Consider the following 21,474-nt stretch of genomic DNA (forward strand, 5'->3'; position numbering starts at 1 on the left):
AGTCTAAGGAGGTCGCCATGCAATATTCGTGGTTAACAATGCCCCATCATCGTTACTTATTGGTAGCTGATCAAGAAAAACTTGTTTTTGTCGGGTCGCCTGATGCTGACTTGCAAGAAGCAAAGCACTATGTAGACGGGCCGTTTGAGTTTAATGACGAGGCGATGAAGCCATTTCAAACCGCCCTGACTGCTTACCTCACAGGAAAAACGAAGACAGTGACGGTGCCGGTAACCTTTCATGGCACCGCTTTGCAGACAGCGGTTTGGCAGTACTTGCTAACGATTCCTTATGGCGCGACCAGAACCTATGCGCAGGTCGCAGCAGCAGTCGGGCACGACCGCGCATTTCAGGCAGTCGGGCATGCGGTTGGCCAGAATCCGCTTATGATGGCGATTCCTTGTCATCGAATTTTGCGCAAAGACGGCGGGTTAGGCGGTTTTCGCGGGGGCTTAGCGTTGAAACGCAAGCTGCTGACGCTGGAACAAGGGGAACGGCCACTCTTTTGACCATAGCGGGAATTTCCATAATTTTTTAAAGGCGATGCGAAAGGTTCTATTTTTATCTCAGGATCTTGTATACTGGTGGTTAGACAAACTAAAAACAAGGGGATAGTGAGACATGAAGATTATCGCTTACGGTGCGCGGGTGGACGAGATCCAATATTTCAAGCAGTGGGCCAAGGAAACCGGCAACACGCTTGAGTATCATACCGAGTTCTTAGATGAGAACACCGTCGAATGGGCAAAAGGCTTTGACGGGATCAACTCGCTGCAAACGACACCTTATGCAGCCGGTGTTTTTGAAAAAATGCATGAATACGGCATCAAGTTTCTGACGATCCGTAACGTCGGCACCGATAACATTGACATGGCGGCCATGAAGCAATATGGTATCCGGTTAAGTAACGTTCCGGCCTATTCACCAGCGGCCATTGCCGAGTTTGCCTTGACCGATACGTTGTACCTGTTGCGTAACATGGGCAAGGTCCAGGCACAGCTGCACGCAGGCGATTATGAAAAGGCCGGCACCTTTATCGGTAAGGAACTTGGCCAGCAAACGGTCGGCGTGATGGGCACCGGACACATTGGCCGGGTTGCGATCAAACTCTTTAAAGGTTTTGGCGCCAAAGTCATTGCCTACGACCCATACCCGATGAAAGGCGAACATCCGGACTTCGAGTATGTCAGCTTGGAAGAGCTCTTCAAACAAAGCGATATCATCGATCTTCACGTTCCCGGAATCGAGCAAAATACCCACATCATCGATGAAGCGGCGTTTGATCTGATGAAACCGGGCGCCATCGTGATCAACACGGCTCGGCCAAACCTGATCGACACGCAGGCTATGCTCAGTAACCTTAAATCCGGCAAGCTAGCCGGTGTTGGCATTGATACTTATGAATATGAAACCGAAGATCTGCTGAACCTAGCCAAGCACGGCAGCTTCGAGGATCCGTTGTGGGATGAACTGCTCGGCATGCCAAACGTTGTCCTCAGCCCACATATCGCGTACTACACGGAAACCGCGGTGCACAACATGGTTTACTTCTCACTGCAGAATCTGGTTGACTTTTTGACCAAGGGTGAGACGAATACGGAAGTAACGGCGCCGGCGAAGTAAGGATCAAAGTTAAAACGTGCACGACTCATTGGCGGATTTGCCAGTCAGTCGTGCACGTTTTTTGATTTTTAAGGCTCTTCAATATTCATTTCGAGTGTTGTATTAAAGGCGGTTCGCCACTTTTGACCGATTGCCGGACTGATTTTTGACGTTGCTTTTAACAACGAATTCACATCTTCCTCGGCAAATTTAGAACCCATTATCTTGAACTGACAAAGCTTCTTCAGAAGATTTGATTGTAGACGAATCAGGAAGTAGGCTTCTGGCAAATGTTGTTCATTTAACCGGTCAAGCGCGGTTACCGCATCGGCATACTTGTGTCGGTGGTAGAGCGACGAGGCTGTTTTATAAAGAGCCTCGGAAAAAAGATTTTGTTTGTTCTGATGTTTTTAGTCGAAAAGTGCATTAAAAGTAGTCGGGGATAAAGTTGCTCGAAAATGGTTGTCTGGATAAATGGCACACAGTGATTGTAGACCATGTATTCTAATCGATACCAGGTATCCTGCTGGAGAAGGTAAGCTTTGACGAATTCTGCATCCGGTTTTGAAAGAAATGAATGGGGATGCTGAATTCTAATAATTGTTGCGGTCACAACGATTGCTCTTAATTTATAGAAAGGTGCGTCCGTTTTTGCATACTGTCTTTCAAGCTGAAGCTGATATGAGCGCAATGTCTCAACATCTTGCTCTAACGATAATCGGGAAATTCGGTCTTCAAAAGAATCATTTGAAATGTCAGTCATCGGCAATTGCTTTTCCCGTAAATCACTTAGGAGTTCGCAAAATTCTGCCGGGTCTACTTTCAGGTTTTTAAGCAATTGGGAAAAGTTCTCTAAGGAAATGTCAGATTGACCATTTTCAAACTTTGAGATTGTACTGATGCTTAAATTGTCAGCAACGTCTGAGATTCGCAAGCCTCTAGAAACACGAATGCTTTTGATAAGCTGTCCTTTGGTGTATTCGGTCATGGCGCAAGCGCCTCCAATTTCATATATGCAAATATTCCAGTAATCTTATATATACTTTTATAATACGAAAATATATAAAAACTGTGAACTTTTTGTGATAACTTGGTTCTTGTCAAGAGGGTATGCGACTTTTCGTTAATGAATGAGGACTAGAACAAGAGTACTCGAATGAAAACGTATTAATGCTTTGAAATGCAAATAGAAAAGAAACATCGAAAGCGGCATATACCTTTTGTACACCATGTTAATGTCGGGCAAATATAGGAGGATATTATGACAAAACCAAAATAATTAATAGCAGCTGTCGTTGCTCTTACATCAATCGCAGGCTTTTCTTTCAGTCAGATTGAGGTGAATCACGTTGCAGCGGCGACAACGCCGGGCAAGTCAAGCGTGGCGTCTAACTCAACAAGTGATTCCGGAATTGATCCGAATAATCCGGTACTGCCAGATTAGTCTAAGACGGTGTATATTGACAACGATCAATTTCTTCAGGCTTTGAAAAAGACTAATCCTGCGGCATATAACAAGCTTCCTCAGTCGACTATTCAAAGTATGCAAAATGATGATTTACTTCGACAGGGAGGGACATACGCTAAAACAACGAGCGATGGTATTACCATCTATCTCAATTCTGCAATTGTAAAAGCGGCAAAAATTCTTGGAACAGCAGCGATTGCGGGAGCAGCTGCCTCTGCCCTCGCGACTGCTGGCCTTAGTGCGGGTCCTGCTGCAACAATTTCAACAGCAATATTAGGTATAGTGGCGTTACTTCCAAATGATCATGGTGTATGGTTCCATTTTACTAACTATGACTCTGGCTCAGGGGCAGGGAATCTTTTGTTGAGCAGCTGGGGACAGCAATAAATTAAATACCTGATCAAATAAAAGCAGGAAAAGTGGGTAGGGTATAACTTTTTGTTGAGTTATTTGGTGGATGGCCAAAGCGTGTATAAATTTAAGAAATTTTGTGAGCATGCTCCCTCTAAGTTAAGAGAACACTAAACATCAATTTTTTAAAGATACTTTTAACGGGCATTGCCGTCATGCATACATGTAAGGGGGCTTTAAGTTGAAAAAAGCTCATCGTGTGGGATGGATAGCGGGCATCACGAGTGGCATAATCGTAGCTATAAATATGATTATAAGGGAGATTATCTCTAATCACACAATGATGATTAGTTTATCAATTGTGACCATTATTATCGGCTCAGTGTTTGCGGGTCTAACAGCCAAACATTTTGACGAAGGATGAGATGAATACGAAAGTAACGGTTTCGGCGAAGTAAGGATCAAAAGGTCATACTAGCCAAACGAAAAGAGTGGTTAAGATAAGATGTAAGATGACAACAACAAAACTTATTTGGATTTGTGTGATCATTGGCTCTCTTATTGGTTGGCTCGCGGAACAGTTAGCCAACTTGGTTGATAATTCTGCATTAGCATGGATGATCAAAATCAGTGCCATTGCCGTTGCAGCATTGATCGCCTCTATACTCGGTCACCACTTTGACAAAAAGAAGAATTCCAACTCTCAAGTATGACAAAACGCGCTGCCTCCTGTGTATTAAGAAGCGGCGCGTTTTAATGTACCGACGTCATGAGACTCGAAAGCTGACACGATCGAATGATGGATAAAGGCCGAGCAGCCATTACTTCGGGAAAAACAGTGTCAGACACGTGATTGCCCCGGGAATGGCCTGGATAAAGTAGATTCTCTTGCTGACCGTCGCGCCACCGTATAAACCGACAACTGTCACGAAACCGGTTAATAGTCGCAGCGTGATGAGCTGGTTCGAGCCAGTCAAAACGACCAAGCTTAATAACATCACAATGGCCAACGCCCCGTTATAGATGCCTTGGTTTTTCAAGGCAATCTGAGCATTTGATTGCTTAACAAATTCAAGTGGCATCTCAAAATTCCTTGCTTGACTCTCTGGACTGCCGAACATCTCTAATGCCATGATGGTCAGATGTAATAGCCCGAGTAATCCGACTAATAGAACACTGATAAGTGACACTGTGTCACTCCTTTCTTAGGTATCGCAGCAACCATTAGATCAGACAAATGGGCGGAACTGCGCCAACACAAAGCCCGTAACGGTCACCAGTGCGAATGCAGCAAGCGCGCTCCACAGGATGGCTTTACTTAGGTGCTGTTGCTTTTTACCTGCAAAAGCAACTTCGATTAACCCGATTAAACCAATAGCCAACAAAATCTTAACGACTGTCAGCAAAGGGTTGCGAGCGAATGCGAAACGCATCAACACCACACCACTTACGATCGAAACTAGGTAACAAACGCGCGCGATCATCGTCCACATGACAAACTGCCGCGTGTGACTGAAAATAGCGATTCCGGCTGCGACTGCCAGCACTGCCCACGAAATAAGATGTAGCCAAAGCCACATAACGAAAACCCCCCTTAAACCAGCAAAAGTATTAGTTACACTATACCGCTTTTTCTGAAAAAACGGACGATATTTGGGCGTTACCAGTAAAACGCGAACATTAACGGTAACTTTTTGAAAAATAAACGTATTTTCTATTGCAAGTTGCAGTGTTCTTCGGTAAACTTTTCATATTCAAAGTTTAGGGGAGCGTGTCATGGAAAACTTTTTTCATTTGAAGCAAAATAAAACCACGCCGATGACCGAGGTCATGGCGGGGTTGACTACATTTTTTGCAATGTCATATATTTTATTCGTTAACCCTCAAGTGCTGTCGCAAACCGGTATGCCAGCGCAGGCAGTTTTCCTAGCGACGATCATCGCGAGTGCGGTTGGTACGTTGGTTATGGGGCTGTTCGCTAATGTGCCTTATGCTTTGGCACCGGGCATGGGCCTGAACGCTTTCTTCACTTACACCGTTGTCTTTGCCCTTGGTTTCAGCTGGCAGGAAGGCTTAGCACTTGTTTTCATCTGCGGCGTGATTAATATTTTGATCACCGTCACCAAGATTCGAAAATTGATTATTGTGGCGATTCCCGAATCCATTCAGCATGCGATTGGTGGTGGTATCGGGGTCTTCGTTGCCTATATCGGGATTAAAAATGCCGGCTTCTTGCAGTTCACTTCTGAAGCATCAAGCATTAATACGATTAACGGCCAGCCGCTGAAGGCCGGTGCATTGACCCTCAAACACGGGGTTGAATCGGTTGTTTCGAATGGCGGGATTGTGCCGGCGCTGGTTAACTTCACTCAGGCTGGTGCTGTGCTGGCTTTGATCGGGTTGGTCATCATGGTCATCCTGAATGTCAAAAAGGTGCCAGGCGCTATTTTAATCGGGATTCTGTTAACAACGATTATTGGGATTCCAATGGGCGTGACCGATTTGCATCTCAGCACCGCAAATTCTTTTGGTAGTACCTTTGCATCGCTTCAAACAACCTTTGGCGCTGCGTTCTCGGCTAAGGGCATGGGGTCACTGTTTACAAGTCCGGATAAAATTGTGCTATCCATTATGACGATTTTTGCGTTTAGTTTCTCGGATATTTTCGACACATTAGGTACCTTCATCGGAACCGGCCGGCGTACCGGGATTTTCTCCGATGCAGACGAACAAGCTCTGGAAGAAGGTTCGGGCTTTTCATCGAAAATGGATCGGGCATTGTTCGCCGATTCAATTGCGACGGGTGTGGGCTCCATTTTCGGAACCAGCAACGTGACCACTTATGTCGAAAGTGCGGCTGGTATCGGTGCCGGTGGTCGAACCGGTTTGACCTCGGTCGTTGTTGCAGGGATGTTCCTGATTAGCTCGATTTTTGCGCCATTTATCGCCATTGTGCCGACACAGGCGTTGGCACCGGCTTTGATTCTGGTCGGGATTATGATGATGAGTACCTTCAAGGAAATCGAATGGGAAGACCTGTCCCAAGCCATTCCGGCATTCATGGCATCAATTGTCATGGGCTTTGTTTATAACATTTCATACGGCATTGCGGCTGGCTTTATCTTCTACTGCCTGATCAAACTGATCACCGGTAAAGCCAAGGAAATCCATCCGGTTCTGGCCGTAGTCACCGTCGGCTTTATCTTGAACTTTGTCATTCTCGCAGCATTATAAAAGTATGCAAAAACCACTGTCAGGCGGCAGTGGTTTTTGCGTGAATGCGTTCCAAAGCGTGGGCTATTTTGAACGCTCGGCGAAATGCCGAATCTATGCTATGCTCATCTCGAGGTGATTGACAATGGCTCTAAAAGCAATTTTTCATTTAGATACAACTGAGCGCTGGCCCCATCTGGCTTCGAATCTGACTAATTTTCTGATGGCTGAGCCGGATGCCGATTTGGAAGTACTGGTCAACGGCGATGGCATTACCGTTTATTTTGATCAGGAGGTTGTCGATTTCATTGCTGCCCATCCGCAGGTGAAGTTTTTTGCCTGCCACAACTCGCTGGCGCAACGCCACTTGGATGAAAAGCAGTTGCCGGCGACCGTAGCAATCGTCCCGGTTGGCGTGGTTAAGCTGGCGCAAGCGGAAGCAGCCGGCTATGCATATATTAAGCCGTAAAAGTAGCCTAAAGTTTCTCCATTGATTGTGGTTCCGTGTTGAATGGGACTAGATTGCGTTCGATGGCGGCGCGCTGATCTTCCAAAAACGGCGGCAATTCAAGGTGAACGCCAGCTTGTTCGTAGGTTTCATCAAGCAAGAAGCCTGGGCCATCGGTGGCAATTTCAAAAAGCAGCTCAGGAATCGGGCGGAAATATTCAGACGCAAAGTAGAATCGATCGACGAAGCCGGAAGCATCCAAGCCGGCTCCGCCGATTTTTTTGATCCAGTATTGCAAGCTGTCGCGATCATCCGTCCGAAATGCAAGGTGGTGAACACCGCCAAAGCCTTGGTAGGCAGCGGGGATCAGACGCTGATAATCAATAATCACCTGTGCGCCATGACCGCCATGATTTAGCTCAAGTAAGGTATATTGGCCATCTGTGGCAACTTTTTCAAAGCCGAGCAGATTGGTCATGATGCCGACAAGTTCGTCATAGTGATCGGTGGTGATGTACTCCGGACCGAGGCCGCCGATCGCAAACTCCGGCGGCACGGGTGAATGCCGCCACGGGGTACCTGCCGGGATGCCGTGGTGATGTTCATCGCTAATCAGCTGATATTGTTGGCCATCAAAATCGTGAAACGGCAATATTTTGGCACCGAATAGTTCGGTGATCGCGTCATGGCGCACACGTTGCTCGTCAAACCGTTTGACCCAATAATTGAGGGCATCATCGGATGGCACGCGAAAACTGGTGCGGGCAATTTCGTTGTTGCCATGCTGGGCTTTTTGGATGCCGGGGAAGTCGAAGAACGTGATGTCCGTTCCCGGGGTGCCCATGTCATCCGTGAAATACAGGTGGTAGGTGCGCACATCGTCTTGATTAACGGTTTTCTTAATGAGATGGAGACCTAGAATACCACTCATAAAGTGAAAAATCCGTGGTGCGCTTGACGTAATAGCGGTTAGATGATGTAAACCGGTTAATTGATTAGGCATGATGGGCACTTCCTTTTACTTATATTTAGTAAGTGAAAGGTACCATGCTGCCCAACATATTGCAAGGGCTTGCGTTTTCCTTAAGTTGATTAAGCTCTTTTCAAAATGTTGTACTCGGTCGCGATCTGGCCCTAACGACATGATATGCTCACCTCATTAACGTAAATCCAGGTAAAGGAGCCCGAGGCGAACATGTTTAACTTTTTAGATAATCCAGATGAATATAAACGGTTGATGAAAATGGAAATATTGATCACGGTCGTTGCCGTGGCTGCCAGTGTCGTGCTCTTCAACTTTGGCGTGCTGACTGGGGCCTTGTTTGCGACCATCGCCGCCGCATTCTTCTTGATGGATGCGATTGTCGAAGGGTTGCGGCTGTTAGGGGCATCGCGCGGATTCAGCCGCTTCATCGGTACAGCCGTCGCGATCCCGGCATTGGCAGGCTACTTGGCGGTGATGATCGCCCGCTTCCCAATTGGCATAGCGTAACGGGATTGAAAGTATCAACGACTTGCAACTGATCAAGCACAAGACTACTCAAAAAGCGATCTCCGCCATGGGGGATCGCTTTTTGAGTGTTCTTTGTATGATCTAACCCCTACTGCGCCACTTAAAAATGGAAGGCCTCTTTATCCGCCACCGCTTCGGCAGTGAGTTCATAACGAACCAGTGGCACCTTACTGCCATCGGGTAAGGTTCGTTCATGGCGATAATCGCCAACCTGCGTGAAGAAGTTTTCGGTTAACAACTTCGCAGCGCGGTCATTACTTGCTGGCAAAATGACATACACCCGCTTAAGGCCAAGTTCGAAAAAGGCAAACCCAATCATGCGCTTAAGTACTTCACTCATAATGCCTTGCCCTTGATAAGCAGCTAAAGTTTCAAAACGAATCTGCGCAACGGTCTTCTTCTCGCTAAAGTTCCAGATGCAGAAGCTGCCAAGAAAATCATTCGTGCTCCGGTCTTTAATGCCATAAAGCAAGGCATTATTACTCATCACCAGCCGCATCGAGCGGTTAACATAGCGCGCGGTGTCGGTAATTTTCTGGTCAAACTGCCGCCCGGACTCTGCAGCAATCTGCTGATCAGCTCGCAACTGAAAAACATCTTTAATCTTAAAGGTCGTCAGCCAGTCCATCGTGTAATGAACCGACATAATCGGATGGTACTTTTCAAAACTCTGCATAGCTTTCCTCCATGATCATGGTGATGACGTAAGCTTACCATAAAAGAGGGTGAGCGTGAGCCAGCGCGTTTAGGGATCGGAGTGTAAGCGGCCTCAGGGACAATGGCCCGGGCTTAGGCCATTGTCCCTGAGGTCCTTACACGCAGATCCCTGCGCTGGCGAACGCGTTATGGAGAGAGGCAAGACACGCTTAGTTAGAAACCGGAGTGTAAGTGTCCTCAGGCGCAATGGCCCGGTTTTGACCATTGCGCCCAAGGTCCTTACACGCAGACTCCTGCGCCGGCGAACGCGTTATGGAGAAAGAACTCCCCGGCACCTTGCCGTCACTCCCAACACGGGCTTATTGTAAATGGCATGAACCATTACCAACCGATTTACGAACCGCACCTATCTACCGTTATAAAAGAAATGGTTTGCGGTTTGTTTTTAACGATTATGAGTAATTTGTGAAAATGTTCTTTAGCAACCATTAAAGAACAATTTCACAAATTGATCGCAGCTGACCGGACTAACCGAATTAAATTGACGCCGTTTTCAAGCTGATTTTTAAAATCTTGTATACCAAGGAAATTAACGGGATTAGCCGTTATTTTTTTATTTTTTAAGCCTATAAATAAAAACTGAAAATGACAAACGTCAGAATCGCCTTATATAATCAATAACATTGAGAAAGGGGTGAAACAAATGAAACAGTTTTTTTTTGGCTTTTGTCAGGTGTCATGCTGTTGCAACCACTTACATTAAATGTCGGTTCACAGGCAGCTTCATCAGCACCTAGCCCAGTCTTAAATGAAGCGTCGGTTTCACAACCGGATCAACAGGCACCATCTACTAGCGCCGAAAGCAAGCTTGAGACAAGTAGCGAAGCATCGACGAGTTCGAATCAAGCGATCGCGAGCAGCACCAGCGCGGCGTCTGCCAGTCAGCCGATCGCGAGCGATACAACTCACGAAGCGCTAACTGATCAAGCCGACGACGCAGCGACCTCGAAGCGGCGGCAAAAAAGAGCAGCGCCCGCGACAAGCTCCAGCCAATCCTCACCTTTTCTAGTAGGAACTGCTCAAGAATTGGCAGCCGCCATTAAACGTGGTGAAACGCATATCCGCTTAACGGCTGATATCAATATTGGCGCCGCCGCTATCCCGGTTCGCCAGTCGGTCACCATTGATGGCGATCACAAATACACCTATATGTACAATGGCGGCCTAAACTGGCACCGCGGCATTTATTTCGCGGCCAGTGGCATCCAGATTACGTTTAAAAATATTAAAATCGGCAAGGCGTCCGTTAAACATTCTGCCAATAACTACTACGGGATTGCACCAGCAGACAATAGTATCAGAAACAGTCAGATCATCATTGAAAATGTCGACTATTACTCAGATTATGGGGCGCAACCGATTCATATTCGCGATAAAAGTAACCAGATTATTTTCAAAGGCAAAAACAATTTTTATACGACGAAGAACCCGGGGTCAATCCTCATCCAGGAATTCGCCGAAGCCACTAATTTTTTATTTGAAGAAGATTCGGACACCACTATCACCTTAGCCAAAGGCGAGGTTCTGGGAACCTTTTGGCCGTCAACCGGGCCGTTGAATCTGGAACTAAAGAAGCGAGCGCGGTTGAAAGTCGATACCACCAATGCGCTTGTCTACACTGGCATCGGCGCAATCCACAACAACCGTATCGTCATTGGCGAAGAGGCGGTTCTGGATGTCAAGACGAATAGAACGGACGCTGGCAATTTAATGTTCTATAACCATGATCTGACCATTGATGTTCAAAAAAATGGCCAGTTGTTGGCTGAAACGGTTAGTGCAACTAACTTCAATAGTAACTCCAGTATCAATCTAGGGCCTGGGGCGAAAGCAAATTTAAAAAACGTCAATGGTGATTTCTTCAAGAAAGGGAAAGGCACCATTACGCTTGATAACGCCGATGAATTAACACTTGAAACCGGAAAATGCGGGGGAACGAGTCCCACCGGTTTGGTTTCCAGTAAGGCCAATGTGCGGCTTGAACCTTTTAACCAAGAAACAAAAGGGTACGGGGTGCATGCTGACGGTCAATTACTGACAACGCAAACCGGTGACGATGATTGGATTTTTAACGGTAAGTATGTAAGTCGGCAACCAACAGCACTTCCCAATGACGTTGCAAACCGGGTGGGCAATGCGTCGGTTTTTAAATTAAAGCGGCAAGTGGTTCCGAAACCAGCGGGCAAGCTAGCCGTCATCAGTGTGCCGGATTTGGATTTTGGGAATCAAACGGTTACCGGATTGACACAAATCTTACGACCACGCGTTCAAGGCAGCTTGAAAATTGAAGATTCGCGCACGAATGGCTCCCAAAAGTCGCGGCTCTATCTTAGGATGGCGCGCCCGTTTAAAAACGGCAATGTGGATGCGACCCGGTGCCTAACCTATACGAATCAGGCCGGGCAGGAACAAACTCTGTCCAGTCAGGCGATTCTTGCTGAAGTCAATGTGGGTATCACCGAACGCGATGTTAGCAGTGAATGGAATACTGCCATCGACAGCTCAGCTCGCGGGTTCAAATTAACCCTGCCGATTGAAAAACAAAAAATCGGCAGCTTTTCGGGAGAACTGGACTGGTCACTGCAAGACGTGCCGGGAAATTAAGAAAGGATAGGCCAAATGAAAAAATGGTTGCCACTGGCTGTTCTTTTGCTGGGACTCGCCTGCCACCCACGACTCGTTGCCATTGCAGATAGTCAGTACACGTCGACAGGTGAGGTTGTTTTTGTTGAGCCGGCCTCATCTACTGCCGAAGAAACATCGACAGCCTCATCAACTCACGAGTCGAATAACCAGCAACAACAGCCCTCAGCGACGTCACAAGCCCCGCCGTCCAGGTCCGGACTCGTTCCGCGACTTGGGGAGCGGCCGGAACTACTATACGGCTTAATCGGCAGCTTGTTGATCGTCACCATGCTCCTGTTTTTCATCATCAAACAACCTAAAGAAGATAAGGAAGAAGGAAAATAAAAATGAAGAAGAGTATCTGGACAGCACCGTTATTGGGATTAACTTTGGTAGGACTTGTAGCACCGGCAGCAGTCAATGCAGCCTCAGCAAACGACATGATTTCAAACGGTGAGGTGACGTTTAAAGCCGACAACTCAAGTACCGGTCCGAAAGATCCGCTTGATCCTACCAATCCTAATCCAATCAAGCCGATCGATCCAAGTAATCCAGGCGGCAACCCGACACCGGGGACAAGCGGCCCGCTGTCACTGGACTTTGCTTCTAGCTTTACGTTCGGCGAAGCAGCGATCAGTAGCGATGATGCCAAATACTATGCGAAGCCACAAGTATTCACCCAACAAGATGGCACGACGGTTGACCGGCCTAATTATGTGCAGGTTTCCGATAAGCGTGGAACTTTTGAAGGTTGGACCTTGAAAGTGAAACAAGACAAACAGTTCGCCGTGAAAGATGATGCTACCCGCGAATTGATCGGCGCGCAACTGAAGTTCAAGAATGCGAGTCTGGTTTCAGCCACCGATTCGAAGTACGCCCCAACCGGTTTGGCATCATTTGAATTGATTCCGGGCACCGCCCAAATTGCCCCGGTTGAAGCGGTCAAGGACCAAGGGATGGGCACATGGATCTACCGCTTTGGTGACGACAAGCAAATGGGCCGTTCCGTTGAATTGTCAGTTCCGGGTAAGACACCGAAGATGGCCAAGGCTTACGTTACCGCGTTAACTTGGACCTTAGAATCAACCCCAGCCAACGTAACGCCTAAGCCTTAGTCAAAAATAACCGGATTTTAGCCAGCGTTAGGATGATTTTGCCGATAGCCTCGAGACACCATTTTTAAAAAGGAGATTTCCGTGAAGAAAATACTTTTCTGTTTAGCAGCGTTTGTTGCCATGTTGTTGACCCCTGCCGTGCATGTTTTTGGTTCAGAATTGAATTTTGCCGCAAAGGCTCAGCTGCCAGACAATCAGGTTCATACAGATGTTAGCTATTTTGACATCAAAATGGACCGCGGCGCTAAGCAAACCCTTCACGTTGATCTACGTAATGATACCGAAAATGAGGTCGAAGTCGATGTCGGCATTGCCAGCGCGACAACCAACATTAATGGCGTGGTCGAATATAGCCCTAACGACATTAAACCGGCCAAAAGCCTTGCGTTTAATCTCAAGGATCATGTCAAAGCGCCTAGTCAAATCAAGATTCCGGCTAAAGGTAGTACGGTTTTGAATTTAGATGTCACCATGCCTGATGCCGCCTTGAAAGGGCAGATGGCCGGTGGGATCACGCTCAAAGAGCATCAAACGGAGGATCAGGCCAACAAAGAAAAAGGCAAGGGATTGTCGATCAACAACCGGTTTTCCTACGTCATTGGCCTTGTGCTTCAACAGACGACCCAGCCGGTTACGCCCGACCTGAAATTGAATACTGTTAAACCGAGCCAGGTGAACTATCGCAACGTCATTTCCGCGTCTTTGGAAAACATCACGCCGACGTTCATCAACAAAGTTGCCATTGACGCGAATGTGCATGCCAAAGGGGCCAAAAAGGTGCTTTATCGTGTTAAAAAAGAAGGCATGCAGTTAGCCCCTAACACGACTTTCGATTTTCCGATCGCCTTGGCAGGGAAAGCCTTGGAACCAGGCACTTACATTGCCCAACTAGAGGTCTATGGTAACCAAAGTTCGGATGGCAAGGTGACGCGGCAAACCAACAGTGCCAAACAACGCTATCAAAATCACTGGACATTGACCAAAGAATTTACCATTACCGACCATACTGCCAAGAATCTGAATCAAAAAGATGTGACCTTGAAGTCAACTAATCATTGGTGGGTCTATGCATTGCTGGCGGTGGTCGCGATCTTGCTCATCGTCATTGTGCTATTGTTGATTGTGCTGCTAAAACGCAAGCACAAAAAAGCGCGGAACGTGAATGAGTAGATTAAACATGTTACAATTTAGGGTAAACATTGATACTTCTTTTGACTTCGGATCACGCGGCGCTCAACGGGCAGTACCTAAGGATATGAATGAATTGGCTTAGGTTAAAAGTAGTTGCAACCCAACTATCTATTTGTTTCATGATGAACGCGCTTATTAAAAAATGAGCATTTTCAAGCGGCGCCCAACTTGAACAACAGATTTAAAATCCGCACATTAGGCTGCCAACGTCTGAGGACGCTGACAGCCTAATTGTGCGAATTTTTAGTCATGTATGTGATTTGAATTGTGTAAAAGCAAAATTGAAGGCTTGATTTCATTGATGATGTGGGTATTTGATCATTAGGTGAAGGCACGGCATCAGGTAAGCGGGTTGGTTTTAGTCTTAAGGTGAGGGTGGTATTCATGAGATTATCTGAATTAATGGAAAAAAATGATCAAAAGAAACTCCAGCTGCTGCATTATCTTGATCAACATCCAAACCAGAGACTGAGGAATAGTGAATTACAACACAAACTGGATATTTCGTATTATCTCTTTAAACGGCGGACTAAAGAGATTGCCGATGACATTGATACGTTTCAACTGTCCGGTTTATTTGATATTGAAGTGACCGACACGACGACAACTTTGCATAAAAATCACAACACCAACATTTTCGTCTTTTTGAATCATTATCTTGAGCGTTCCTACCAAATCAAAATCCTGATGTTACTGGTGACGCAACGACAGAATTTTGATCTCTATGATTTTGCGGAAGCACATTATGTCAGTTATACATTTATGTATAAACGTTTCACGGCGCTGCGCCAAACGCTGAAAAAATGGGGGATTAACCTTAACAATAACAGCGAGTTGACCGGTGATGAGTTAGCCATTCGCTTATTATTGGCGGAACTTATCATCATTACCCATGTTGGTGAAGAAACGTTTGATGACGAGATTCGGACAGCCTTGCATGAACTACTTGAGCTGATTGACACCCCGGTCATTGCGCCATCAATGAGTCAGCTGATTGAAACCAAAGCCTATTTGCTCGCTAGCCTATTGCGATTTCAACAAGGCTATTTCGTTGCGACTTCACCGGAAGTTGCCAAACTGATCAGCAAAATCCGGCAGCAGGCGCTTGAAGAACGGAGCAAAGTGATTGCGATTTTTCAGACTCATTTTCCCGCGGATGAGCAAGCTATCAGCAATGAGTGCGATTATTTAGGTACGTTTCTTGCCATTGTGGGAATCATTTCCGCTCCGGCAGTAATTTTTCCGGATGAAGTGACGCAAAGAAGCAGCGACTTTATTCGTGGATTTGAAGAACAGTTTGGTGTTACATTAACGTTGGAAGCGAAGCAAAATATCACTTACGAAGTTGATAAATGTTGGATCGATGTTGTTGCCTTTCCGCTTAGAAGTGGTTTCTTTGAATATCATACCGAAATTGCTTATTTTGCCAGAACGTTTCCGGAGTTTTTTGAATATTGTCAGACCTATGTGCGGCAACAAGAGGCTGCGTTAGATGATCAGCAGGCCCAATTCATTTTTTATCGTTGCTTACTGACACTGGTGGCGAATGTGCCGCTGAGTAGTGTGCTTGAACCACTGTATGTTTGCGTTGATTTCACTTTGGGGGAAGCTTACAACACCATTATTGAACGGGGGATCAAGCGATTCTCGATGTTAAATGTCAAAGTCACTAATGAGGTGCAGCCGAAGACGCGCCTGATCATTACTGATTTGGTTAACGCGTACCGGCATACCGATATTCCTAAAGTGATCTGGCTTTCGCCACCGCGAGCGGAAGATTGGGAGCATTTGATAAGCGAGCTTTTGGCGTTTCGCTTAGTGCCGAATGGTGTTTGAACGACTACTGTAGCAGTCTGCACCTAGAGTGATTAAACGTGAGTGTTTCACACAACTATTTTTTTATCCAAGCGTATCTTTTTTTGATCTATAGATTTCTTATGTTATACTCACGATATTCACAACAGGAGGCGAGGCACTATGAAACAAGAAAATGGTTTTTGGCCAGCGATTAAGGACTTCTTCTTTCGTGCTGGCGACTTCAAAGGTGTTAGTTCACGGGCACAGTATTGGTGGGTGTTCTTAGTCGAATTTTTGCTGGGCGTCGTGATTGTCGGTTTGTTCCGGGTTACTGATCCGGCAATTGGCCAAGCAACGAAATCATTTGGCGGTAGCCTTATATCAACAATTATGACATCATTACCGCTTATTTTTGTATATTTAAGTTATCCGCAATTAAGTTTAACGATTCGGCGGTTTCGCGATGCCAAGGTTAGCCCGTGGTGGTACCTGGTCTTAGTGATTGTTGCTTTAGCGGGACCAGTACTGACGGTTAGCGGCATGGGAATTTGGCCTATAATTGTTTTACCGCTTGTTGCAGGATTGGCCGATCTTATTGTCTTAGTGTTACCTAGCCGAGAGCAGGAAGTAAAGCCTTTTCCGGTTCAGCCGCACTCACCCAGCACAATCGGTGTGAGTTTCGGGGCAGCTGTTAAAGATCTCTTCCTTCGGGGTGGCGATTTTACCGGGACATCTAGTCGGAGTCAGTACTGGTGGAGCGTTTTGTTTGACGGTTTGATTATCGTGCCGACATTTTTATTTGTTATTTTTTCGCTAGTCGCTGCGTTTATTGGTGCAGCCACTTTAGGAAAATTTGAGCCACAAGATGCCGTACGCATTTTTAATTCGTTAGGTTCCGGTGCGATCATTTTGGTGATGCTTATTATGGCGATTGTTTATGCATGGTCCATGCTAGCTTTGCCAATGTTGACGGTGATCTGGCGCCGGTTCAGAGATGCAGGCGTTAGTCCATGGTGGTTTATTGCGTTTTATGTCGTTTCAAATTTCGTTTCGGCACTTCAAGCAAGCAATCCAAACTTTGTCTTAACCTTGATTCCATTGATTCTCGCCATTGTGCAGATCGTCATCCTTGCTTTACCACCTAAAAACTTAGGAGACCAACAGTAACGTATTTTGCACCAAAAAAGTGCTCACCTTCATTTGAGATGGCGGCACTTTTTTAATTTGTTTCACAACAGATTGACTGGCTCAATAAATACCCTTTGAATCCTCATCAACCAATGGATCGTTGAAGTTCTTGTGGAAGTAGGTGCTGTCGATGACTTTGAACTTGCCGTTGGTGAAACGGGCGATGATTTCGCCATATTGAACGATGAGCGGTTCCGTATTCGGAATTTCGATTTTGAGCCGACCGATTGGTGTTTTGGTGAGGTACTGGAAGTTGGTGCCGAAGAATCCCTTTAGATCTTTCGTAGTTGTGTCCTGCGAGTAAGGTAGGAAGTGGGTCATTTTAGCGGTTGAAAAAGCCGCAAATTCGCCTTTTGGAAATCCTTCTAGCGATGAAGGTGATTGTGCCATTGTAACCCTCCTGAGGCCTGCGTACGTTGTTGTGACAACGTCGGGTGGTTATGAATTTACTTATCATTATGTTAACACAATAATAGAACAATGGAATGATTGCGTCGCAGCTTGAAAACGCTTAAAATTAGGGCTGGACGTTGATCGGGGGTGAGCATATGGATCAAAGTCTGTTTCAAAATGGTAACTTTCAGCCGTTGGCGAGTCGGATGCGGCCACAAACGCTCGATGAGTTTGTCGGCCAGACCCACCTGTTAGGCAAGAATAAGGTATTGAGCAATCTCATTGAACATGATGAGATTAGTTCGATGATCTTCTGGGGTCCGCCGGGGGTTGGTAAAACAACCTTGGCGCGGATTATTGCCAGGAGAACCAAAGCACAGTTTGTGACATTTTCTGCCGTCACCAGCGGGATCAAGGAGATTAAGCAGGTGATGAAAGAGGCTGAGCAGAATCGCGAACTGGGTCAAAAAACGATTGTGTTCGTTGACGAAATTCACCGGTTTAATAAAGCCCAACAGGACGCCTTTTTACCGTATGTCGAACGAGGCAGCATTATCCTGATTGGTGCCACCACCGAGAATCCGTCGTTTGAAGTGAACGCTGCGTTACTGTCGCGGACGCGCGTGTTCGTTTTGCATGGCCTGACCAGTGCAGAACTGGTTGACTTGTTGCAACGGGCGCTGAAGGATCCACGCGGTTATGGCTTGCAGAAGGTGAAGATCAGCAAAAAGCTGTTGGGGCAAATTGCCGATTTTGCCAATGGCGATGCGAGGATCGCGTTGAATACGCTGGAAATGGCGGTCACGAACGCCGAGACCAAAGGGGATGTTGTCTCGGTTACGCAAGCCGATGTCGCACAATTATTGACCAAAAAGGCCTTATTGTATGACAAGAACGGGGAAGAGCACTATAATCTGATATCGGCATTACACAAGTCGATGCGCAATTCTGATGTGGATGCGGCTATTTATTGGTTGGCCCGCATGCTAGAGGCAGGCGAAGATCCATTGTACATTGCCCGCCGCCTAGTTCGGTTTGCCAGTGAAGACATTGGCATGGCCGATTCCCGAGCTTTGGAAATCGCCGTCACCGTGTATCAGGCATGTCAGTTTATCGGTATGCCGGAGTGCACGGTGCACCTAACCCATGCCGTTACTTATTTGTCACTGGCACCCAAATCCAATGCGCTTTATACGGCTTATGGTGCCGCCAAAAAAGATGCAACCGAAACATTGGCTGAACCGGTCCCGCTTCAAATTCGTAATGGGGTAACTGACTTGATGCAGGATCTCGGTTATGGGAAAGATTACCAATATGCCCACAATGCCAAAGACAAGCTGACAACGATGCAAACCATGCCGGATAATCTGGTGGGGCGAACTTACTATCATCCTACTGATCAAGGTAGCGAAGAGAAAGTCAAAGAACGACTCGAACAGATTAAGGCATGGCACGCGCAACACCCTACCCCTACACCACCGGATACCAAGAAAAAGTCGTGATTGGGACGACACTGGCGCGCTCTGGTTCGCGCTCATCATAACGCGCTCACTGGCTTCTAATCGCGCCAGTTCGCGCTCACTATAACGCGTTCGCCAGCCCAGAAACCTACGTGTAAGGACCTTGGTCGCAATGGCCTAAGTCCGGGCCATCACGCCCAAGGCCGCTTACACTCCGGTTTCTAACCGGGCTGGCTCACGCTCACTTACCTATAGGAGGAATACAAAATGGCGAAGATTCTCGCAGTCAACGCAGGCAGTTCTACCCTGAAGTGGAAACTTTTTGATATGCCGGCTGAGGTTCAATTGGCCGAGGGCTTGGTTGATCGTTTGGGCCAGCCGCAATCGAAAGTTAAAATTAAATATGGTGACGGTCAAAAATACGAAAGTGATACGCCGATTGCCAACTACCAAGAAGCGGTTGCCAGTTTGATGGGCAATATCAAGTCTTTGGGCTTAGTCGAGCATTTGCATGAAATTATCGGTGTTGGTCACCGCGTTGTTGCCGGTGGCGAAGTTTTTGCTGAATCCGTTGTCGTTGACGATGAGACGTTGCTGCAGATTCAAAACCTGCGTGACTATGCGCCATTGCATAATCCAGTTGAAGCTGATTATATCGCGGTTTTCATGAAAATGATGCCATGGGCGACTGAAGTGGCGGTTTTTGATACGGCTTTTCATCAAACGATGCAGCCTGAGAACTTCCTGTACAGCATTCCTTACGACTATTACAAAAAGTATGGCGCGCGTAAGTATGGTGCGCACGGAACCAGTGTGCGTTACGTGAGCGCGCGCGCTGCCGAAATGCTGAACAAACCATTGGAAGATTTACGGATGATTGTCATGCACTTGGGTTCTGGTTCCAGTATCACCGCGGTTAAAGATGGCCAGTCCATTGATACCTCCATGGGCTTTACGCCTCTGGCTGGGGTAACCATGGGCACGCGTTCTGGGGACATTGATCCATCACTGGTCGCTTACCTGATGAAGAAACTGGATATTCCGGATGTTGGCCAGATGATCCATATTCTCAATAACGATTCCGGGTTACTGGGCATCTCCGGTTTAAGCAACGATATGCGGGACTTGGAAGCGGCCGAAGATACGAATCCGCGGGCGAAACTCGCCTTGGATATTTTTGTCAATCGGGTTGTGAAGTATGTTGGCTCTTATGCAGCCTTGATGAACGGCGTAGACGCACTTATTTTCACTGCCGGTATCGGCGAAAATGGGGATGAAATCCGCGACAAGATTATGCGCTCACTGGGCTACCTCGGCGCCAAGATTGACAATGATCTCAATTACAAGTCACATGGTGTCGAAACCGATCTCAGTACGCCGGATTCAACGGTCAAGACGTTACTGGTACCAACGAACGAAGAGTTAATGATCGTGCGCGACGTGATGGCCTTAAGCTAAGGATCCAGAACAGATTGCAACGATCACGAAAAGGGGTTTGTAACAACACAAACCCAAAATAGACGCTAGAAACAAGCTTTATCGCTTGTCATCTAGCGTCTATTTTTTTGCCTTCACTTAAGCTTCATAGCTTCAGTCAAAAATCTGCACATGGTTCGCCCGCGCGGTGCTGACGATATCTTCAGGCATGGCCTTGTCAGTGGCAATGTAATCCAGCGTATTCATGGGTGCACTCATATAGAGTTGATGTTTGCCAACTTTGGTGTGATCTACCAGCAACATGACCTGGTCTGCGTGCGCCGCAAACGCCCGCTTGATGTTGGCTTCCTGGTCGTTAGCATCAGTTGCACCGGCAGCAATCAGTCCGCGACACGAGAAGATTGCCAGATCGGCTTGGTAATTTTCAATGTCACGCGTCGCTCGGTCGCCACTAATGTTTTCCAGCATTTTATTGACCGCACCACCAACAAGATTGACGTGCCAGCCGTTATGTTTGGAAGCTTCAAGTGCAACCAGAATCCCGTTTGTGACGATGTATAGCTCATCAATAGCACTTAATTCGCGAATTAACACCAAAGCGGTGGTACTCGAATCAATAAAAAGACTCATGCCGCTTTTGATCAACCGATCTGCCCTTGATGCGACCGTTCGCTTAGCATCCAAATTTAAAGTCACCGAATAATCATAAGGGACGTCTTCAGGTTCCTCACTTAGCGTTACGCCATTTAGAACCCGTTTGATCAAACCGCGGTTTTCCATATCCAGTGTGTCACGCCTGACGGTAGCGGGACTGACGAAAAGTTGCTTAGCCAAGTCACTATACCGAGCGAATTGTTGTGTGTTTAAAATTTTCAGAATTTGCTCTTGCCGTTGAAAAGAAACCATTAAAGCGCCTTCTTTCCTAATTTGAATGATTTTATGCAAAATTATAGCAT

At 46.7% G+C, this 21,474-nt stretch carries 22 protein-coding genes; 15 read left to right on the forward strand and 7 right to left on the reverse strand.

Going from position 1 to position 21,474, the window contains the following annotated elements; translation table 11 throughout:
- Window positions 1–17 precede the first annotated feature (17 nt).
- A complete protein-coding gene (locus tag LACSTY_RS00685; RefSeq protein WP_087911320.1) occupies window positions 18–509 on the forward strand; it encodes a methylated-DNA--[protein]-cysteine S-methyltransferase in 492 nt (163 codons plus the stop codon).
- 112 nt (window positions 510–621) lie between these two features.
- The gene (locus LACSTY_RS00690; protein WP_025013729.1) at window positions 622–1,623 is read left to right on the forward strand and encodes a D-2-hydroxyisocaproate dehydrogenase; all 1,002 of its coding nucleotides are present in this window, start codon (window positions 622–624) and stop codon (window positions 1,621–1,623) included.
- A 298-nt stretch (window positions 1,624–1,921) separates the two neighbouring features.
- Here LACSTY_RS00690 and LACSTY_RS00695 read toward each other — a convergent pair whose 3' ends face one another.
- Window positions 1,922–2,590: a helix-turn-helix domain-containing protein gene (locus LACSTY_RS00695; protein ID WP_087911321.1), complete on the reverse strand. Its 669-nt coding sequence runs from the start codon at window positions 2,588–2,590 to the stop codon at window positions 1,922–1,924.
- Between the two features lie 465 nt (window positions 2,591–3,055).
- Between LACSTY_RS00695 and LACSTY_RS00700 the strand changes: the two genes are divergently transcribed.
- Window positions 3,056–3,457 (forward strand): hypothetical protein, encoded by a 402-nt coding sequence (locus tag LACSTY_RS00700; RefSeq protein ID WP_306390940.1) that lies wholly within the window; start codon window positions 3,056–3,058, stop codon window positions 3,455–3,457.
- Between the two features lie 476 nt (window positions 3,458–3,933).
- Window positions 3,934–4,134: a hypothetical protein gene (locus LACSTY_RS00705; RefSeq protein WP_087911324.1), complete on the forward strand. Its 201-nt coding sequence runs from the start codon at window positions 3,934–3,936 to the stop codon at window positions 4,132–4,134.
- 108 nt (window positions 4,135–4,242) lie between these two features.
- Here LACSTY_RS00705 and LACSTY_RS00710 read toward each other — a convergent pair whose 3' ends face one another.
- Window positions 4,243–4,611 carry a DUF1304 domain-containing protein gene (locus LACSTY_RS00710; protein ID WP_087911325.1) on the reverse strand — a complete coding sequence of 123 codons (369 nt, stop codon included), beginning with the start codon at window positions 4,609–4,611 and terminating at the stop codon, window positions 4,243–4,245.
- A 39-nt stretch (window positions 4,612–4,650) separates the two neighbouring features.
- A complete protein-coding gene (locus LACSTY_RS00715; RefSeq protein WP_047106600.1) occupies window positions 4,651–5,001 on the reverse strand; it encodes a YisL family protein in 351 nt (116 codons plus the stop codon).
- Between the two features lie 196 nt (window positions 5,002–5,197).
- On the opposite strand from LACSTY_RS00715, the gene LACSTY_RS00720 reads away from it, so the two are divergent.
- Together LACSTY_RS00720 and LACSTY_RS00725 are read left to right on the forward strand one after the other, a co-directional pair.
- Complete coding sequence (locus LACSTY_RS00720) at window positions 5,198–6,655, forward strand: NCS2 family permease (protein ID WP_087911326.1); 1,458 nt, start codon at window positions 5,198–5,200, stop codon at window positions 6,653–6,655.
- Between the two features lie 124 nt (window positions 6,656–6,779).
- Window positions 6,780–7,103, forward strand: a complete 324-nt coding sequence (locus LACSTY_RS00725) for a DsrE family protein (RefSeq protein WP_087911327.1) — start codon at window positions 6,780–6,782, stop codon at window positions 7,101–7,103.
- 7 nt (window positions 7,104–7,110) lie between these two features.
- On the opposite strand, the gene LACSTY_RS00730 is transcribed toward LACSTY_RS00725, so the two are convergent.
- Window positions 7,111–8,085 (reverse strand): ring-cleaving dioxygenase, encoded by a 975-nt coding sequence (locus tag LACSTY_RS00730; protein ID WP_087911328.1) that lies wholly within the window; start codon window positions 8,083–8,085, stop codon window positions 7,111–7,113.
- A 192-nt stretch (window positions 8,086–8,277) separates the two neighbouring features.
- On the opposite strand from LACSTY_RS00730, the gene LACSTY_RS00735 reads away from it, so the two are divergent.
- Window positions 8,278–8,574 carry a hypothetical protein gene (locus LACSTY_RS00735; protein WP_087911329.1) on the forward strand — a complete coding sequence of 99 codons (297 nt, stop codon included), beginning with the start codon at window positions 8,278–8,280 and terminating at the stop codon, window positions 8,572–8,574.
- Between the two features lie 121 nt (window positions 8,575–8,695).
- On the opposite strand, the gene LACSTY_RS00740 is transcribed toward LACSTY_RS00735, so the two are convergent.
- On the reverse strand, window positions 8,696–9,271 hold the full coding sequence (locus tag LACSTY_RS00740) for a GNAT family N-acetyltransferase (RefSeq protein ID WP_087911330.1): 576 nt from the start codon (window positions 9,269–9,271) through the stop codon (window positions 8,696–8,698).
- A 707-nt stretch (window positions 9,272–9,978) separates the two neighbouring features.
- Between LACSTY_RS00740 and LACSTY_RS00745 the strand changes: the two genes are divergently transcribed.
- The 6 genes from LACSTY_RS00745 (at window position 9,979) to LACSTY_RS00770 (ending at window position 17,207) form a co-directional block, all read left to right on the forward strand.
- The gene (locus tag LACSTY_RS00745; RefSeq protein WP_410055330.1) at window positions 9,979–11,916 is read left to right on the forward strand and encodes a pectate lyase-like adhesive domain-containing protein; all 1,938 of its coding nucleotides are present in this window, start codon (window positions 9,979–9,981) and stop codon (window positions 11,914–11,916) included.
- A gap of 15 nt (window positions 11,917–11,931) precedes the next feature.
- Window positions 11,932–12,282, forward strand: coding sequence for an EF2685/EF0750 family sortase-dependent surface protein (locus tag LACSTY_RS00750; protein WP_025013576.1), 351 nt, complete (start codon window positions 11,932–11,934; stop codon window positions 12,280–12,282).
- 2 nt (window positions 12,283–12,284) lie between these two features.
- Window positions 12,285–13,052: a WxL domain-containing protein gene (locus tag LACSTY_RS00755; RefSeq protein WP_087911331.1), complete on the forward strand. Its 768-nt coding sequence runs from the start codon at window positions 12,285–12,287 to the stop codon at window positions 13,050–13,052.
- Between the two features lie 81 nt (window positions 13,053–13,133).
- On the forward strand, window positions 13,134–14,222 hold the full coding sequence (locus LACSTY_RS00760) for a WxLIP family cell surface protein (RefSeq protein WP_087911332.1): 1,089 nt from the start codon (window positions 13,134–13,136) through the stop codon (window positions 14,220–14,222).
- A gap of 405 nt (window positions 14,223–14,627) precedes the next feature.
- Window positions 14,628–16,079, forward strand: coding sequence for a helix-turn-helix domain-containing protein (locus tag LACSTY_RS00765; RefSeq protein ID WP_162494847.1), 1,452 nt, complete (start codon window positions 14,628–14,630; stop codon window positions 16,077–16,079).
- Between the two features lie 141 nt (window positions 16,080–16,220).
- A complete protein-coding gene (locus tag LACSTY_RS00770; protein ID WP_087911334.1) occupies window positions 16,221–17,207 on the forward strand; it encodes a DUF805 domain-containing protein in 987 nt (328 codons plus the stop codon).
- A gap of 81 nt (window positions 17,208–17,288) precedes the next feature.
- On the opposite strand, the gene LACSTY_RS00775 is transcribed toward LACSTY_RS00770, so the two are convergent.
- Window positions 17,289–17,618, reverse strand: a complete 330-nt coding sequence (locus tag LACSTY_RS00775) for a hypothetical protein (protein WP_087911335.1) — start codon at window positions 17,616–17,618, stop codon at window positions 17,289–17,291.
- Between the two features lie 158 nt (window positions 17,619–17,776).
- On the opposite strand from LACSTY_RS00775, the gene LACSTY_RS00780 reads away from it, so the two are divergent.
- Both LACSTY_RS00780 and LACSTY_RS00785 read left to right on the forward strand, forming a co-directional pair.
- Window positions 17,777–19,123, forward strand: a complete 1,347-nt coding sequence (locus tag LACSTY_RS00780; protein ID WP_087911336.1) for a replication-associated recombination protein A — start codon at window positions 17,777–17,779, stop codon at window positions 19,121–19,123.
- Between the two features lie 225 nt (window positions 19,124–19,348).
- On the forward strand, window positions 19,349–20,539 hold the full coding sequence (locus LACSTY_RS00785; RefSeq protein WP_070652291.1) for an acetate kinase: 1,191 nt from the start codon (window positions 19,349–19,351) through the stop codon (window positions 20,537–20,539).
- Between the two features lie 132 nt (window positions 20,540–20,671).
- On the opposite strand, the gene LACSTY_RS00790 is transcribed toward LACSTY_RS00785, so the two are convergent.
- Window positions 20,672–21,424, reverse strand: coding sequence for a DeoR/GlpR family DNA-binding transcription regulator (locus LACSTY_RS00790; RefSeq protein ID WP_049172926.1), 753 nt, complete (start codon window positions 21,422–21,424; stop codon window positions 20,672–20,674).
- Window positions 21,425–21,474: the final 50 nt, after the last annotated feature.

Origin of the sequence: Lacticaseibacillus styriensis, from assembly GCF_030770295.1 — a bacterium.
Taxonomy (GTDB): domain Bacteria; phylum Bacillota; class Bacilli; order Lactobacillales; family Lactobacillaceae; genus Lacticaseibacillus; species Lacticaseibacillus casei.

Coding starts and splice junctions, on each gene's coding strand:
- LACSTY_RS00765 (WP_162494847.1), top strand. CDS start 14,628: ATGAGATTATCTGAATTAATGGAAAAAAATGATCAAAAGAAACTCCAG.
- LACSTY_RS00705 (WP_087911324.1), top strand. CDS start 3,934: ATGACAACAACAAAACTTATTTGGATTTGTGTGATCATTGGCTCTCTT.
- LACSTY_RS00685 (WP_087911320.1), top strand. CDS start 18: ATGCAATATTCGTGGTTAACAATGCCCCATCATCGTTACTTATTGGTA.
- LACSTY_RS00775 (WP_087911335.1), bottom strand. CDS start 17,618: ATGGCACAATCACCTTCATCGCTAGAAGGATTTCCAAAAGGCGAATTT.
- LACSTY_RS00750 (WP_025013576.1), top strand. CDS start 11,932: ATGAAAAAATGGTTGCCACTGGCTGTTCTTTTGCTGGGACTCGCCTGC.
- LACSTY_RS00720 (WP_087911326.1), top strand. CDS start 5,198: ATGGAAAACTTTTTTCATTTGAAGCAAAATAAAACCACGCCGATGACC.
- LACSTY_RS00695 (WP_087911321.1), bottom strand. CDS start 2,590: ATGACCGAATACACCAAAGGACAGCTTATCAAAAGCATTCGTGTTTCT.
- LACSTY_RS00790 (WP_049172926.1), bottom strand. CDS start 21,424: ATGGTTTCTTTTCAACGGCAAGAGCAAATTCTGAAAATTTTAAACACA.
- LACSTY_RS00725 (WP_087911327.1), top strand. CDS start 6,780: ATGGCTCTAAAAGCAATTTTTCATTTAGATACAACTGAGCGCTGGCCC.
- LACSTY_RS00785 (WP_070652291.1), top strand. CDS start 19,349: ATGGCGAAGATTCTCGCAGTCAACGCAGGCAGTTCTACCCTGAAGTGG.
- LACSTY_RS00735 (WP_087911329.1), top strand. CDS start 8,278: ATGTTTAACTTTTTAGATAATCCAGATGAATATAAACGGTTGATGAAA.
- LACSTY_RS00715 (WP_047106600.1), bottom strand. CDS start 5,001: ATGTGGCTTTGGCTACATCTTATTTCGTGGGCAGTGCTGGCAGTCGCA.
- LACSTY_RS00690 (WP_025013729.1), top strand. CDS start 622: ATGAAGATTATCGCTTACGGTGCGCGGGTGGACGAGATCCAATATTTC.
- LACSTY_RS00770 (WP_087911334.1), top strand. CDS start 16,221: ATGAAACAAGAAAATGGTTTTTGGCCAGCGATTAAGGACTTCTTCTTT.
- LACSTY_RS00730 (WP_087911328.1), bottom strand. CDS start 8,085: ATGCCTAATCAATTAACCGGTTTACATCATCTAACCGCTATTACGTCA.
- LACSTY_RS00780 (WP_087911336.1), top strand. CDS start 17,777: ATGGATCAAAGTCTGTTTCAAAATGGTAACTTTCAGCCGTTGGCGAGT.
- LACSTY_RS00740 (WP_087911330.1), bottom strand. CDS start 9,271: ATGCAGAGTTTTGAAAAGTACCATCCGATTATGTCGGTTCATTACACG.
- LACSTY_RS00755 (WP_087911331.1), top strand. CDS start 12,285: ATGAAGAAGAGTATCTGGACAGCACCGTTATTGGGATTAACTTTGGTA.